Genomic DNA, 14159 nt, shown 5'->3' with positions numbered 1-14159 from the left:
AACAACGGCAAAATGAACAAGACCATCTTTATTACCGGTGCCTCATCGGGCATCGGCAAGGCAACGGCTAAGCTATTCGCAGCCAAAGGCTGGCAAGTAATTGCCACCATGCGCAAGCCCGAAAACGAAACCGAACTCAAGCAGCTGGCCAACGTCACGCTGCTGCCTTTGGATGTAACCAACGTAGAGCAGATTAAGGATGCGACGCAAAAAGCGTTAGCTCTAGGGCCGGTTGATGTGGTTTTCAACAACGCTGGCTACACTCTGCTAGGAGCTTTGGAAGCTACCACTGATGAGCAACTAGTGCACCAGATGGAAACCAATTTTCTGGGCGTGGTGCGGGTTACCCAAGCCTTTATTCCGGCTTTCCGGGCTCGCAGGGCGGGTCTGTTTATTACAACTAGCTCCTCGGCCGGATTGATGGCTTTTCCAGTGAGCTCGATGTATGATGCCAGTAAGTGGGCGATCGAGGGCTGGAGCGAAAGTTTGTCGTTTGAGCTGAGCCAATTTGGAATTAGCATCAAAAACATCGAGCCGGGCTTAGTTGCTACCGAAATAGGCGAAAAATCGGTCATCACTACGCACCCGGAGTACGAGGCATTGGCGGGCAAATTCTTTGCGGCAATTAACAATCCCGCAAGTCCGGTTTCTACTTCTGAACAAATTGCGGAAGTCGTGTATGGGGCCGCCACCGATGGCACCGATACCCTGCGCTACGTATGCGGGGAGGATGCGAAAGCCCTGTATGCCCAGCGCCTAGCTGTAGGTGATGAAGCTTTCAGGAAGGGCATTCACCAAATGATTGCTGGCGCATAAGAAAGTAGCAAACCGCCTTAGCAGCGAGCCACTTGTGGTTTTTTAGGACGAGCCTTCGGCAATGCGCCGAAGGCTCGTCCTTTTTTAGTCAGGTATGTGGTCCTAAGGCAAGAAGATAGTAAGTAGCCCACATTCAGCCCAGCCGAGCAATATCTAAAATTAGCGTCAGGTCAGTTGTAAATACCAAATTTTTTAGCATATATTTGTATAGCTAACAGGAGAAGCAAAATTTATTTTTCACACTCCCGTAACATGCTGATTAATAACAATAAATTTTACTAAAAAACGAGGCCATTCTCGGCACCTTTTCCAGACCCAAAGGGTTAAGTAGTCGTATATGAGCAAGCAACCTGCAACCACCGAAACTACCGTTATGAACGAGGCTCCCAAAACCCCGAAAGACACCACGGCTACCAAAAAGGCGGCGCGGGTGGAAAGCTATGATATTGCTAAATCGGACGAGACGTTGGACCTCGCAAAGGACCTCGCCAAGTTCATCAAAGAGAATAAGCTCAGCACCCAGGTGCAAGGCAAAGAGTTTGTGAACGTCGAAGGCTGGCAGTACGCTGGCTCGCGCTTGGGCATTGTGCCCATCGTGGAGCACGTCATCAACGTGAGCACCGACCAAGAACTGAAATATCAAGCCAAGGTGACGCTGTTTGACATGCGCTCGCAGCACACCGTAGGCGCTGGCTTCGCTATTTGCTCCAATAAGGAGAGCGGTAAGAAGTTTTACCAAGAGTTTGCTATCGCTAGCATGGCGCAGACCCGCGCTATCGGCAAAGCATATCGCAACATCCTAGCTTGGATTATCCGCGCTGCTGGCTACGAGCCTACGCCTGCTGAAGAAATGGAGTACACCGGCAACGTGCCCACGCCTGCCACTGCCCCCGCAGCAGTAGTAGCTGAGCCCGCCCCCGTGATGCGCGCTGTGACCAACACACCCCCTACCCCGGCTGAGGTTCCTGCCGCTGAAGCTGCTGCCCCCGTGCAGTACGCTACGGCTTCGCAGAAAGAAGAGATTATCCGCCTGCTAAATCATCCGCTCATCACGCGTCAGGAGAAGACGAAGATGTTGCTGAACATCAACCGCCTCGATGAGGAGCGTGCTACTCAAGCTATCGCCAAGCTGCGCAAAGCTATTGAGGACCGCGAAGGCACCTCGGCTGTAGCTGCCTAGGTCAGCTTTTAGAAACATAAAAAAGGCCCGTCGCAATTGCGACGGGCCTTTTTTATGTTTACCTGCTACCTGCCCCATAGCTGTTATGCTGACGAAGGAAGCATCTTATCAAGTTAGAGCATTATATGATAAGATGCTTCCTTCATCAGCATGACAGCTATGGGGAGCTTATGTGTGTTTACTGAATGCCAGCCCGCGTGAGGGCCGCCTGGTAGCGCCGCGCGTTTACTAGGTGTTCTTCTTTGGTGGTGGCGAAGGCGTGATAGCCCGAGAAGTCCTCCTTGGCGCAGAAGTACAAGTAGTTGTTATCCTCGGGGTGCAGCACAGCGTCGATGCTGCTGATGCTGGGCAGGTCGATGGGGCCGGGCGGCAGACCCGCCACGCGGTACGTGTTGTAGGGCGAGTCTTTTTGCAGATGCACGTTGAGTACGCGCTTGATACCAAAGTCGCCGTTGGCGAAGACTACGGTGGGGTCAGCTTGCAGCTTCATGCCGCGCTTGAGTCTGTTGAGGTAAACCGCTGCGATGCGGGGGCGCTCGTCGGCGTGCTGCTGCTGCTCGGCTTCCACGATGCTGGCTAGGGTGCTCACCTGCACGCGGGTAAGGCCTAGCTTCTCGCGGGCCGCATCGCGCTCGGGCGTCCAGAACTTCTCGTACTCCTTCTTCATGCGCTGCATGAGGTTCTCGGCCGAGGTATTCCAGTAGAGCTGATAAGTGTTCGGGATGAACATCGAGAGCACCGTGGTGGTATCGAACCCTAGGCTGCGTGTATAGCTAGAGCTACTCAGCAACGAATCTATCTCCTTAGGGCTGGCGTCAATTTGCTTTGATAGCTTGGCCGCTAGCTCGCGGCGCAGGCGCACGTTGGTAAACGTGAGCATGAGCGGCGACTGACGGCCCGACTTCAGCAAGTTAATTACTTGCCGGTTGGTCATACCGCTTTTCAGCTCGTAGCGGCCAGGTTTCACAGCGCCGGGCTTGTTGTAGCCCATAAGCTTACCTACAAAGTGCAGCGAGAGCTGGTCGATGATGACACTAGTATTGGCCACCTTCACGTTCTCAACGGCCCGCAGGGCTTTTTGCCAGTCGTCGCCTCGGCGGATGTACACGTAGGCTCGCTGCTCCTGCGTGTCAACGTTGGTAGTGTAGAATATCTGAAAAAAGTAATAAGAGAAGCATACCAGAATCAGCCCGATTATCACGCTGACGGTGGCGAACCGGTTGCGCCGGCGAATGGCATCCGCCCGGTATTCGACGCCGGACTTTTTGGCAGGAGGAAGCATGAAAACGCAGAAAGTGAGCTTCAAAATTACGCACCGCGCCAATCTTTGGCCTCGATTACAGCTTTCGCGTCACCTAGGGGCAATTTTTCGCTTTAAAAATCCGTAGTACCTTGCTTGCCGTAAGGAGTCGTACCTGGCTTCCGGCCCGTTTTTTTGTTTCCTTCCCCCCCGATATGGCTGCTACCCTGCTTCGCATTCACCCCGAAAACCCACCCCAAAACCGCATTCTGCAAGTAGTAGAAGTGCTGCGCAAAGGCGGGCTTATTATTTATCCGACCGATACGGTTTATGGCATAGGCTGCGACATTAATAATACCAAAGCAGTCGAAAAACTTTGCCGCATTAAAGGCATCAAACCCGAGAAAGCCGACCTAAGCTTTATCTGCCACGACTTGTCGCACATCAGCGACTATGCCCACGGTATCACTACGCCCACCTTCAAAGTACTCAAGAAGGCGCTTCCTGGTCCTTTCACCTTCATCTTTGAAGCTAGCCCCAACGCCCCCCGCTACGGCGGCGTGAAGCGCAAGACAGTCGGCATCCGGGTACCCGACAACCAGATTGTCCGCCAGATTGTCAAGGAGTTTGGGACACCCATCGTGAGCACCTCGGTACGCGAGAGCGAAGAGACGCTGGAAGAGTACGTGACCGACCCCGACCTGATTTTTGAAAAATACCGCTCGCTCGTTGACCTAGTTATCGACGGCGGCTTCGGCGGTAATATCCCGAGTACCATCGTCGATTGTACCAATGATGACTTTGACCTTGTGCGCCAAGGCCTAGGTGATATTGAGCAGTACCTGTAAGGGCCTACGCCTCATAAGCTAAGTACCTAAGCGAAGGGCGACTAAGTGACGGCTAATAACCGTTACTTAGTCGCCCTTCGCTTATTCATTTGTGGGGCGCCTATGCTTCCAGCGGCGGTGCGTCCAGAGGTACTGCTCGGGCGTGGTGCGGATGTCGGCCTCTAGACACCGCACAAAGGCCTCCGTAATAGGGTAGCGCTGGGCTTCATCTGAAGCACTGGCGGCAGCCGCCGCCTGGCCATCAGGCAATTTTGTAAAGGTTATATCGTAGTAGCCGCGTTTCGCCCGCCGGATACCCACGTAGAGCACGGCGCAGTTGAACTGCTGCGCCAAGCGCTCGGCGCTGGTGTAAAAACCCGCCTCGCGGTGCATAAAGTCAGTCCAGTAAGGGCGGTCCTCAGGGCCAGCAGCCTGGTCGGTGAGCAGGCTGAGCGTGCGGCCCTGCTGGCGGTGCTGCACCAGGTAGCGTAGCGTGCCGAGCATAGGCACCGCATCGGCCCCTAGGCGCGTGCGCAGGCGGCGCATAAAATGCTCGAAAAATTTATTATTCAAGGGTTTATACACACCGCCCGAGCGGCCGCCGAACTCTAGTGCTGCGCCCGAGAGTATCCATTCCCAGTTGCCTAGGTGCGAGCCTAGCGAGAGGACAAAGCGGTTTTGGGCGAAGGGGCCCGTCATCAGCTCGGGGTTGGTGAAGCGCACCCGGCGGTGTAGCTCGGCGGGCGAGATAGCAGCGAGCTTTAAAATCTCGACCAGCACCTGTGCAAAATGCCAGTAGAACTGCCGGCCAATTTGCCGAATGTCCACCTCTGTTTTCTCTGGGAAAGCGTGGCGCAGGTTGTCGAGTACCACCCGCCAGCGGTAGCGCACCACGTAGGCCAGCAGCAGGTATATAGCCCTTGCCAATACATATAGCACATCTAGGGGCAGGTGCGCCAGCGCCAGCAGCAACCAATTGAGGGGATAGAAATACCAGGCGTAGGGCCGGGCCGGCGTGCTCATCGGGGCAGGGCGGCCCCGGCGGGCGCGTAGTCTTTGAGGCTGCGTTGTCCACTACGGCTTTGGGTGGCTAGCACCTTTTTAGTAGCCGCATCAAGGGCTTCGATAGTAAGTGTAAACGGCCCTTCAGGCAGGTAACCCATTGGCAACTGACTCTCTATCGGGGTCGGGCGGCCAGCAGCCGGCGTAATGGCGGGTGCCTCCCCATCGGTAGCCGTGCCGTCAGGCGAGGCTAGGTGATACTTTAATAGCACCGGCCTGCCGGCTGGCAGTTGGTTTAGCTCGGTGTAGAAGAATACGGCCTCGGTGCCGCGGCCGTAGAACCCGCCCGGCGCCCGCGTCAGCAAATAGCCACCCCGGTTAAATACGCTTTCGCCGGCAGCTTTGGCAGCGGGCTTAGATAAAAACACGATATCGCTGAAGGCCGGCCCTTTAGGAGCGGCTACTACTAGCGGCTGCTCCACGGTGGTCTCGCCATTAGAGGCTTTGTACTGGTCGCGCACGCGGCCCCGCAGGGTGTAAGTGCCATCGGGCACGGTCACGCGCTTCAAAAAGCTAAGCGGGTTTTTGATGCTAATCGTGGTGTCGTTGAGCACGGGCGGCTTCAGCGTCACGGTTTCGTGCCAGGCCGAGGTGCCATCGGCTTTCACAATATCTAAATCGACCACCGCCGACGATTGGAACGACTTAGGTGCCCGCTGCCGGTACGTGAGCGGCTGCGTGGGCACCGTCACCGAAATCTCAATTTCACCGCCTTTCTGCACATGGTCGAGGTTGCGGAAACGCGCTACTTCGAGCAGTAGTTGGGGCGGGCCTGCCTGGGCAGCCAGCGGCGCGGTGGCGAGAGCCAGGGGGAAAAGCAAAAAGCGCATAAGGCAAAAATAAGGCGGCTGTAGCGCGGACATTCAGTCCGTGCCGGTTTGGAGGTGCTTGCTCGCGCACCGAAAGGCGGCATTATTACTTGGCAAAGTCCGTGCTACGGTACCTTGCGGCCATGTCCATTGTTCTTTCTGAGCTGCACTACCTGCCCAGCATTCCGTTTTTTCAGCAGTTACTAGCTGCCGATTCGCTACTGCTCGACGCCCACGAGCATTATCATAAGCAAACGTATCGCAACCGCTGCCTCGTGCTCACGGCACAGGGCGCGCAGCCTCTCACGGTGCCGGTGCTCGATGGCAACCGCTCCGAGAAAATTCGTACCAGCGAAATAGAAATTGATTATCGCCAAAACTGGCCGCACCGACACTTCCGCACCCTACAAACTGCCTACAATGCCTCGCCTTATTTTGGCTACTACGCCGATTATTTGCAGGATATTTATGCTCAAAAATATGTTAGGCTTTGGGACCTGAACCTCGCCATGCTGCACCTGCTGCTGCGCTGCCTGCGCTGGCCCTTGCCGGTTGAGTTCACGACGGAGTATCTGGCGCCGGCCGGCTCCTCCTCTCCTACCTCATTATTTATCGACCGACGCGACGTACTGACACCCAAAATTGCCCCTAGGTCGGGAGAACCTGACAGTACGTCGCAGCTACCCTACCCGCAGGTGTTTGGCCCCGGGTTTGTACCAGGACTCAGCGTGCTGGATTTATTATTCATGCAGGGGCCGGCGGCGGGCCGGTGGTTGGGTTAAGTAGAAATTAGGTTGGTAAGGAAATAAGCGCCATATTGCTTTTGCCTTAGCTGCTTAGCTACTTTTTCACCCAGCCAGCACTTTCCGAACCTTCGGCTCAAGCAGCTTGTTTTCCAGTTATCAATCGCAGTAATCCGTATCTGTATTACGTAACTATTTGCCTGCATACTGGTAGAAGTTAGACATACGGCTTATACTATCATCTCGCTTGCATGGAAGCTAAATTTTCAAACCGCGTCAAGGAGGTTATCTCCCTCAGCCGGGAAGAGGCCATCCGCCTGGGGCACGACTATATCGGTACCGAGCACTTGCTGCTGGGTATGATTCGTGAAGGCGAAGGCACTGCCCTAGGGCTGCTCAAAAAACTGGGCGTGGCCACCGACGAGCTGAAGTTTGCTCTTGAGCAAGCCACGCGCAACACGGCCACCCAAGGCACCAGCATCACTGGCTCGATTCCGCTGACGAAGCAGACCGAGAAGGTGCTGAAAATCACCTACCTCGAAGCCAAGATTTTCAAGTCAGAAATCATTGGCACCGAGCACCTGCTCCTCTCGATTCTACGCGACGAGGACAACATTTCTTCTCAAATTCTTTCCAAATTCAACGTGAACTACGAAACCGTGCGCGACTCACTTGATTATCACGGCGCGGCTCCGAACACCAGCCCCAAGGCTGGCCCGGATACCGACGACGATGACGACCGCCTCTTTGGCCAAGGCCAAGGTGCCGGCCGTGGGCAGGGCGGTGCTGGCAACGCTGGCACGGCTAAGAAGCCCGGCGAAAAATCGCGCACTCCGGTGCTCGACAACTTCGGCCGCGACCTCACCAAGCTGGCTGAAGAAGACAAGCTCGACCCCATCGTGGGCCGCGAAAAAGAAATCGAGCGTGTGGCCCAGGTACTGAGCCGCCGCAAAAAGAATAACCCGATTCTGATTGGTGAGCCTGGCGTAGGTAAAACGGCTATCGCCGAAGGCCTCGCACTGCGCATCATCCAGAAGAAAGTAAGCCGCGTGCTCTTCAACAAGCGCGTAGTGACCCTAGACTTGGCTTCGCTGGTGGCTGGTACCAAGTACCGCGGCCAGTTTGAGGAGCGCATGAAGGCCGTGATGAACGAGTTGGAGAAGTCGCCCGACGTGATTCTGTTCATCGACGAGCTGCATACTATCGTGGGCGCTGGCGGTGCTTCGGGCTCGCTGGATGCCTCCAACATGTTCAAGCCAGCCTTGGCCCGCGGCGAGATTCAATGCATCGGCGCTACCACGCTGGACGAATACCGTCAGTACATCGAGAAAGATGGCGCCTTGGCCCGTCGTTTCCAGATGGTAATGGTGGACCCCACCACGCCTGAGGAAACCATCGAGATTCTGCACAACATCAAGGACAAGTACCAGGACCACCACCACGTGGTGTACACCGACAAGGCCATTGAGCAGTGCGTGAAGCTGAGCGACCGCTACATGAGCGACCGCTTCCTGCCAGACAAAGCCATCGACATCCTTGACGAAGCTGGTGCCCGCGTGCACATCAACAACATCGTGGTACCCGAGGATATCCTCAAGCTCGAAGAGCAGATTGAGAATATCAAAGGCGAGAAAAACCGCGTAGTAAAATCGCAGAAGTACGAGGAAGCTGCCAAGCTCCGCGACACTGAGAAGAAGCTATTGGAGCAACTCGACACGGCTAAGAAGTCGTGGGAAGATGAAACCAAGAAGAAGCGCTACACGGTGAAAGAGGAAAACGTGGCTGAGGTAATCGCCATGATGACCGGCATCCCCGTGAACCGCGTAGCCCAGAACGAAGGCGACAAGCTGCTGCGCATGGGCGAAGAGCTGCAAGGCAAGGTAATCGGCCAAGACAAGGCTATCAAGCAGTTGGTGAAAGCCATCCAGCGTACCCGCGTGGGTTTGAAAGACCCCAAGAAGCCTATCGGTTCGTTCGTGTTCCTAGGCCCGACCGGCGTAGGTAAGACGGAGCTTGCCAAGGTGCTGGCTACCTACCTCTTCGACAAGGAAGACGCGCTCGTTCGCGTAGACATGTCGGAGTACATGGAGAAATTCAGCGTATCGCGCCTGGTTGGCGCGCCTCCCGGCTACGTGGGTTACGAAGAAGGTGGTCAGCTGACGGAGAAAATCCGCCGCAAGCCGTACTCGGTTATCCTGCTCGATGAGATTGAGAAGGCCCACCCCGACGTGTACAACTTGCTGCTGCAAGTGCTGGACGACGGCATCCTGACTGACGGCCTAGGTCGTAAGGTGGACTTCCGCAACACCATCATCATCATGACCTCGAACATCGGGGCACGTGACCTGCAAGACTTCGGCGCTGGCATCGGCTTCGGCACTAAGGCCCGGCAGGAGAACATGGACGAGATTACGAAAGGCACCATCACCAATGCCCTGCGTAAGACCTTCTCGCCTGAGTTCTTGAACCGCTTGGATGACGTGATTGTCTTCAACTCGCTCGAGAAGAAAGACATCCACAAGATTATCGACATCAGCCTCAGCAAGCTGCTCAGCCGCGTACTCACGCTGGGTTACCGCGTAGAGTTGACCGAGAAAGCCAAGGACTTCGTGGCCGACAAAGGTTACGACCCCAAATACGGCGCTCGTCCGCTGAACCGGGCCATCCAGAAGTACATCGAAGACCCGATTGCCGAGGAAATCCTGAAGGCGCAGCTATTACACGGTGACATCATCACCGCCGACCACGAGGACGGTAAAGATGAACTCACCTTCGTGGTAAGCAAGAGCGAAGAAAAGCCCAACCTGCCCAGCGACGAGCGGCCCGAAGAGGCGCCCTCCGAGCCGGAGTCTGGTGAAGTGAAGTAGTAAAGCTTGAATAGCAAGCAAGGCCGGTTGCCGCGAGGTAGCCGGCCTTTTACTTTTGTTACGGTGGTAGGCCCCACCTAGACCATCGCTTAAGAGTAGCTATGTTAACTTCAGTGATATGCTTAAACGTTTATTAAGCCTTTGATAGTCTTGAGCCAGATAAAAGGTGCTTTCAGCGAAAAAAGATGCTAAGCTGATAGTGTCTGTGCAATTTTGGCTTAGTCAATTACAAAAGCAATAAGCTCAGTGCCTCGTTTCTTCTTTCCACTAGCATCGCTCTTATTAGCTATTCTAGTTGCCAGCCAAGCTCACGCCCAGCAGAGCAAACAGCCTCTTCTGGCGCTGGCGGTCTCCACTACTCCGACCGCTCCTGCCGCTCGGGTAAAGACTATCGTGCTGCTTGGACGGGTAGAGACTACTACGGGCGTACTGCCAGGCGCAATAGTGGAAGTAGGCAGCAACAAAAACTTACGCACTGTAACTGATGCCGACGGGTTTTTCCGCTTGGTAATACCAGCCACGACAAGCCCAGTGGCTGTGACGGCGAGCTATGCCGGCTACGATGAGGTATCCGCCAACTTGGTACCAGGTGCACTACCAGCCGTGCTTCGCTTGGTAGTGCCGCACGACAACACTAAGCTTCTTCGCTAGCAACAGATTAATGTTTGAGGGCAACGCATAAGCAAATCACGGGTACCTTCGGCAAGTTCACCAAGGATTTCTTGACCTAGGAGCGCGCACAGAAAAGGCCAGCCCGTATCAACGTGGCTGGCCTTTTCTGTGCCTATAAATTGCTTGCTACTGCTGGCTGGCGCGAAACAGCTTTTGCTTTTCGTCCTTTGACAGGCTTTCGTAGCCGGAGTGCGAAATCTTATCCAGAATGAGGTCTATTTCATCCTGGCCAGCTACAGCAGCGCCGCTGCTTTTAGAGGTACCGCTAGCCGAGCGAGCGCCAGTAGTAACCGGCTGCCGGTGCGTCACACGCATGCTGGGGCCTTGGCTAAACAAGCGGCTAAACCAATTGCCGACAGCTATAACGGGGGCTCCCATGTCGCGTCCAGCTTTGAGTTGCTTAATGAACACAAAGCCGAGCAATGCTCCCCCTAGGTGCGTAATTTCGCCGCCAGGGTTACCACCATTAATACCAGCTATCGAAATAAGGACAACGGCTACAGCTATCCACTTGATTTTGACTGCACCGATAATGAAAAGCATAAAGGTGAAATCGGGCAGCAAGGTGGCGGCGGCCACAATCACGGCCGTAACGGAAGCAGAAGCACCGATAACGGGCTGGCCTACAAATGGCTGCAAGGCCGGAATAAAATTATAGGCCAACAGAAAAAACACTGCTCCTACCAGCGCTCCCAAAATGTAGAGACTCACCAAGCGCCGGTCGCCTAGGTACTCCCGAATAAGCTGCCCAAACCAGTACAGGTTCAGCATATTGAATAGAATATGCAGGAAACCCTCATGTACAAAGGCGTAAGTTAGCAGCGTCCAAGGATGACGTAGTAACGAGTAGAGGTCGGAAGGCAGCTCCAGCTGACGCATAACGAGCTGGTAGCTAGATGACTGAGCAATAAAAAAAATTGCTCGCAGAATAATGAGCACCGCGAACACCAGCCCATTGATGATAATGAGCTGGTTGAGCGCATTATCGCGGCGCGAAAAGGCGTCGCGGATATCCTGAGTTAAGCTCATGAAAGTGATGATTTAATAAAATTGTTGGCGTCCCCGTTCCCAAAGCTTAATAACAATAAAGCCAACGAGAGCCCCCCCAAGATGGGCATAATGCGCTACGTTGTCGCCGGGCGTGCGGTGGGTTCCCGTGTAAAGCTCTACGGCAATGGAAAATGCAACGAGGTACTTGGCTTTGATGGGAAACGGTAAAGGGAAGCGATATATTTCTGTGTTGGGGAATAAATAGGCAAAGGCGAGCATTACACCAAACAATGCGCCGGAGGCTCCCAGCATACCAGCCATTGGTGAGTTTTTGACCTCTTGCACCACACCATCTACTGCCTGCGTGGCAGCATCGATGTATTCGGCATCTTGCGGATGCTGTTGCAAGCCTCTGGCTAAAGTTTCATATCCTCTGGCTTCTGGAAAGTTGGTGCGAAAGAATTCGGCAAAGTCGCCACCAGTAGGCTGGCGATGAAATGCTGCGGCCGCCTGCTCCATCTGGTTGGTTTCATAAAACTTAACCCCTTCGTAGATAGCGCCAGCCCCAACACCGCAAATTAACCAGAAGACAATAAAACGCTGCACTCCCCAGCGATGCTCCAACATCGGCCCATAAATGATGAGCCAAATCATGTTGCCGAAGATATGCCCCCAGTTTGCGTGCAGGAACATATAGGTGACAAACTGCCAGGGATAGAAGTAGGGAGAACCCAGTGGGTATAAGCTACCCCACTGGGTTAGTGGCAATACGGGTGCATACTGCTGAATTAAAAAGAAAAACAAGTTCGCCAGCAATAGATTGCGCACAGCGGGCGTGATATCAAAATTGAACATAGGCGAAACACCGCGCTACTAGCCAGTGAATTGAAAAAAGAACGTGCCGCAAAGGTCGGCTACGTGCCAGGCTTACGAAAAAACTCGGCTAATTGCTGTCCATCGAGCAGCACCACGGTAGGGCGGCCGTCGGGGGTGTAGTTGGGCACTTGGCAAGCAAAGAGCTTATCGACCAGCGCGCTCAGCTCGACGTCGGGCAGGCGGGGCTGGCTAGTAGCCTGGGCCACGCGCCGGGCCAGGGCGCGGGCTAGCGCCTCGCGGCGGTCGACGCGCAAGGGGGCGCTGCCGCTGCGAAACTGCTCGATGAGGCTCTCCAGTAGTTCTTTCTCGCCCTGGGCAGGCAAGTCGGCCGGCACGGCCTCGACCGCGATGGTGAGCGGCCCAAACTCGGCGAAGCGGAAGCCCAGTAGGTGCAATGGCTGCGTGAGTTCTTGCAACACAGCAAAGTCGGAAGGCGAAAATGTGAGCGGCCTCGGAAATAGCAACGCCTGCGAGTGCACGGCGCCCCGCGTTTGGCCGGCCGCGTACTGCTCGTAAAGAATGCGCTCGCGAGCGGCCTCCTGGTCGATGAGCATCAGGCCTGACTTCACGGGCAGCAGCACGTAGCGCGTGAGCACCTGCGTGGCACGCGGCGAGTGCGAGCCGCCACTGGCCTGCGTGAGCGCCTGCGCCGGAGTAGGCGTGGGCGGCGTAGGGTGCAAGAAAGGCAGCTCGGGCAGCGGCGCCGGAGCTGCCTCCGTGGGCGCGGGTGCCGCGGCGGGTGGGGTTGGTGGGGTTACTGCTGCTGGCTCGCCCTCGGGCCGCACGGGCTGGCCTAGCTCGCGGTAGAAGGCTTCTAGGTCACGCTTGGCCTGCTCGGTGGGCTTGGATGGCGGCTGGCGCTCGTAGGCATCGGCTGAGCGGCTTTTGCCAGCTTGGCGCAAGGCAGCAGCCGAGACGGAAGACGCTAGCGCATCGGGGTTGAACTCGACGTGGCGCGTGGGCGCGGGCAGTTCGCCCCCTGCCCCACTCGCCGAGGTGCGCAGCGGCCGGATGGGCGCAAAGTTCACATCGCCCTCAAAGTCGAGTGAGGGCGTGAGGCTGTGTAGCCCAAGGGCCTGCCGCACGGCAGCGCGTACCACTGCATACACCGTTTTCTCGTCCTCAAACTTGATTTCGGTCTTTGTAGGGTGTACGTTGATGTCAATGGTCTTAGGGTCGAGCTCTAAAAACAGCACGTAGAATGGGTGCGTGTCTTTGGGTAGCAAGCCCTCGTAAGCGGCTAATACGGCGTGGTTGAGGTAGGCCGAACGAATGAATCGGTTGTTGACGAAGAAAAACTGGTCGCCCCGGCTTTTCTTCGCCGATTCGGGCTTGCCAATGTAGCCTTTCACCGTAATAAAAGGCGTAACCTCTTCACAACCAGCTAACTGCTCCTTATAATTATTACCCAATAAGGCTACAATGCGCTGGCTGAGCTTGCCGGCGGGCAGGCTAAATACCTCTAGGTCGTTTTGATAGAGCGAGAAAGCAATCTGCGGGTTGGCCAAGGCCACGTGCTGAAACTCATCTAGGATGTGCCTCATTTCCACCGCATTGCTCTTGAGAAAGTTGCGGCGAGCGGGTACGTTGAAGAATAAATTTTTGACCGCGATGCTAGTGCCATCGGGGCAGGCGGTGGGCGCCTGGCTGCTCACCTGCGAGCCTTCGACCAGCAGTAGCGTGCCGGTTTCCTGCCCCCGCTGCTTGGTACGAATTTCGACCTGCGCCACGGCCGCGATGCTGGCCAGCGCCTCGCCGCGGAACCCTAGGGTGCGAATTCGAAATAAATCTTCGGTCGAGCGAATCTTGCTGGTGGCGTGGCGCTCGAGGCTCATGCGGGCATCGGTGGGCGACATGCCCGAGCCGTTGTCCACTATTTGCACCAGCTGCTTACCGGCTTCTTTCACAATAAGTTGCACGGAGGTAGCGCCCGCATCGACGGCGTTTTCCAACAACTCTTTTACAACGGAAGCCGGACGCTGCACCACCTCGCCCGCCGCAATCTGATTGGCGAGGTACTCGGGCAGCAGTTGAATAATATCGGGCATGGTCTCACGTATACAGTACGCCGGGGCAA

The 14159-nt window shown here is 55.6% G+C and carries 12 protein-coding genes; 6 read left to right on the top strand and 6 right to left on the bottom strand.

Annotated elements, in window-relative coordinates:
• The first annotated feature begins 12 nt into the window (after positions 1-12).
• Both FNT36_RS20580 and FNT36_RS20575 read left to right on the top strand, forming a co-directional pair.
• The gene (locus tag FNT36_RS20580; RefSeq protein ID WP_144851589.1) at positions 13-816 is read left to right on the top strand and encodes an SDR family oxidoreductase; all 804 of its coding nucleotides are present in this window, start codon (positions 13-15) and stop codon (positions 814-816) included.
• A 373-nt stretch (positions 817-1189) separates the two neighbouring features.
• Positions 1190-1996, top strand: a complete 807-nt coding sequence (locus tag FNT36_RS20575) for a hypothetical protein (RefSeq protein WP_144851715.1) — start codon at positions 1190-1192, stop codon at positions 1994-1996.
• Between the two features lie 178 nt (positions 1997-2174).
• Here the strand turns inward: FNT36_RS20575 and mltG are convergent, their stop codons facing one another.
• A complete protein-coding gene (mltG, locus tag FNT36_RS20570; RefSeq protein WP_144851587.1) occupies positions 2175-3278 on the bottom strand; it encodes an endolytic transglycosylase MltG in 1104 nt (367 codons plus the stop codon).
• A 173-nt stretch (positions 3279-3451) separates the two neighbouring features.
• On the opposite strand from mltG, the gene FNT36_RS20565 reads away from it, so the two are divergent.
• Complete coding sequence (locus tag FNT36_RS20565) at positions 3452-4084, top strand: L-threonylcarbamoyladenylate synthase (protein ID WP_144851585.1); 633 nt, start codon at positions 3452-3454, stop codon at positions 4082-4084.
• Between the two features lie 81 nt (positions 4085-4165).
• On the opposite strand, the gene FNT36_RS20560 is transcribed toward FNT36_RS20565, so the two are convergent.
• Complete coding sequence (locus tag FNT36_RS20560; RefSeq protein WP_144851583.1) at positions 4166-5086, bottom strand: lysophospholipid acyltransferase family protein; 921 nt, start codon at positions 5084-5086, stop codon at positions 4166-4168.
• Positions 5083-5955, bottom strand: coding sequence for a hypothetical protein (locus FNT36_RS20555; RefSeq protein ID WP_144851581.1), 873 nt, complete (start codon positions 5953-5955; stop codon positions 5083-5085). Before FNT36_RS20555 ends, FNT36_RS20560 begins: the two co-directional genes overlap by 4 nt.
• Positions 5956-6077: 122 nt before the next feature.
• On the opposite strand from FNT36_RS20555, the gene FNT36_RS20550 reads away from it, so the two are divergent.
• From FNT36_RS20550 to FNT36_RS20540, 3 genes are all read left to right on the top strand, one after another.
• The gene (locus tag FNT36_RS20550; protein ID WP_144851713.1) at positions 6078-6716 is read left to right on the top strand and encodes a WbqC family protein; all 639 of its coding nucleotides are present in this window, start codon (positions 6078-6080) and stop codon (positions 6714-6716) included.
• A 212-nt stretch (positions 6717-6928) separates the two neighbouring features.
• Positions 6929-9544 (top strand): ATP-dependent Clp protease ATP-binding subunit, encoded by a 2616-nt coding sequence (locus FNT36_RS20545; RefSeq protein WP_144851579.1) that lies wholly within the window; start codon positions 6929-6931, stop codon positions 9542-9544.
• Between the two features lie 246 nt (positions 9545-9790).
• Positions 9791-10195: a carboxypeptidase-like regulatory domain-containing protein gene (locus FNT36_RS20540; protein ID WP_233636107.1), complete on the top strand. Its 405-nt coding sequence runs from the start codon at positions 9791-9793 to the stop codon at positions 10193-10195.
• Positions 10196-10342: 147 nt separating this feature from the next.
• On the opposite strand, the gene FNT36_RS20535 is transcribed toward FNT36_RS20540, so the two are convergent.
• The 3 genes from FNT36_RS20535 to mutL are packed head-to-tail and all read right to left on the bottom strand — an operon-like array spanning position 10343 to position 14130.
• Complete coding sequence (locus tag FNT36_RS20535; protein ID WP_144851575.1) at positions 10343-11245, bottom strand: rhomboid family intramembrane serine protease; 903 nt, start codon at positions 11243-11245, stop codon at positions 10343-10345.
• 12 nt (positions 11246-11257) lie between these two features.
• The gene (locus tag FNT36_RS20530) at positions 11258-12061 is read right to left on the bottom strand and encodes a rhomboid family intramembrane serine protease (RefSeq protein WP_144851573.1); all 804 of its coding nucleotides are present in this window, start codon (positions 12059-12061) and stop codon (positions 11258-11260) included.
• A 59-nt stretch (positions 12062-12120) separates the two neighbouring features.
• Positions 12121-14130 (bottom strand): DNA mismatch repair endonuclease MutL, encoded by a 2010-nt coding sequence (gene mutL, locus FNT36_RS20525; RefSeq protein WP_144851571.1) that lies wholly within the window; start codon positions 14128-14130, stop codon positions 12121-12123.
• Positions 14131-14159 lie beyond the last annotated feature (29 nt).

Source organism: Hymenobacter setariae (assembly GCF_007713685.1).
GTDB lineage: Bacteria > Bacteroidota > Bacteroidia > Cytophagales > Hymenobacteraceae > Hymenobacter > Hymenobacter setariae.
Note: the sequence above shows the minus strand (reverse complement) of the source record. Positions and strands in the feature narration are given on the sequence as shown.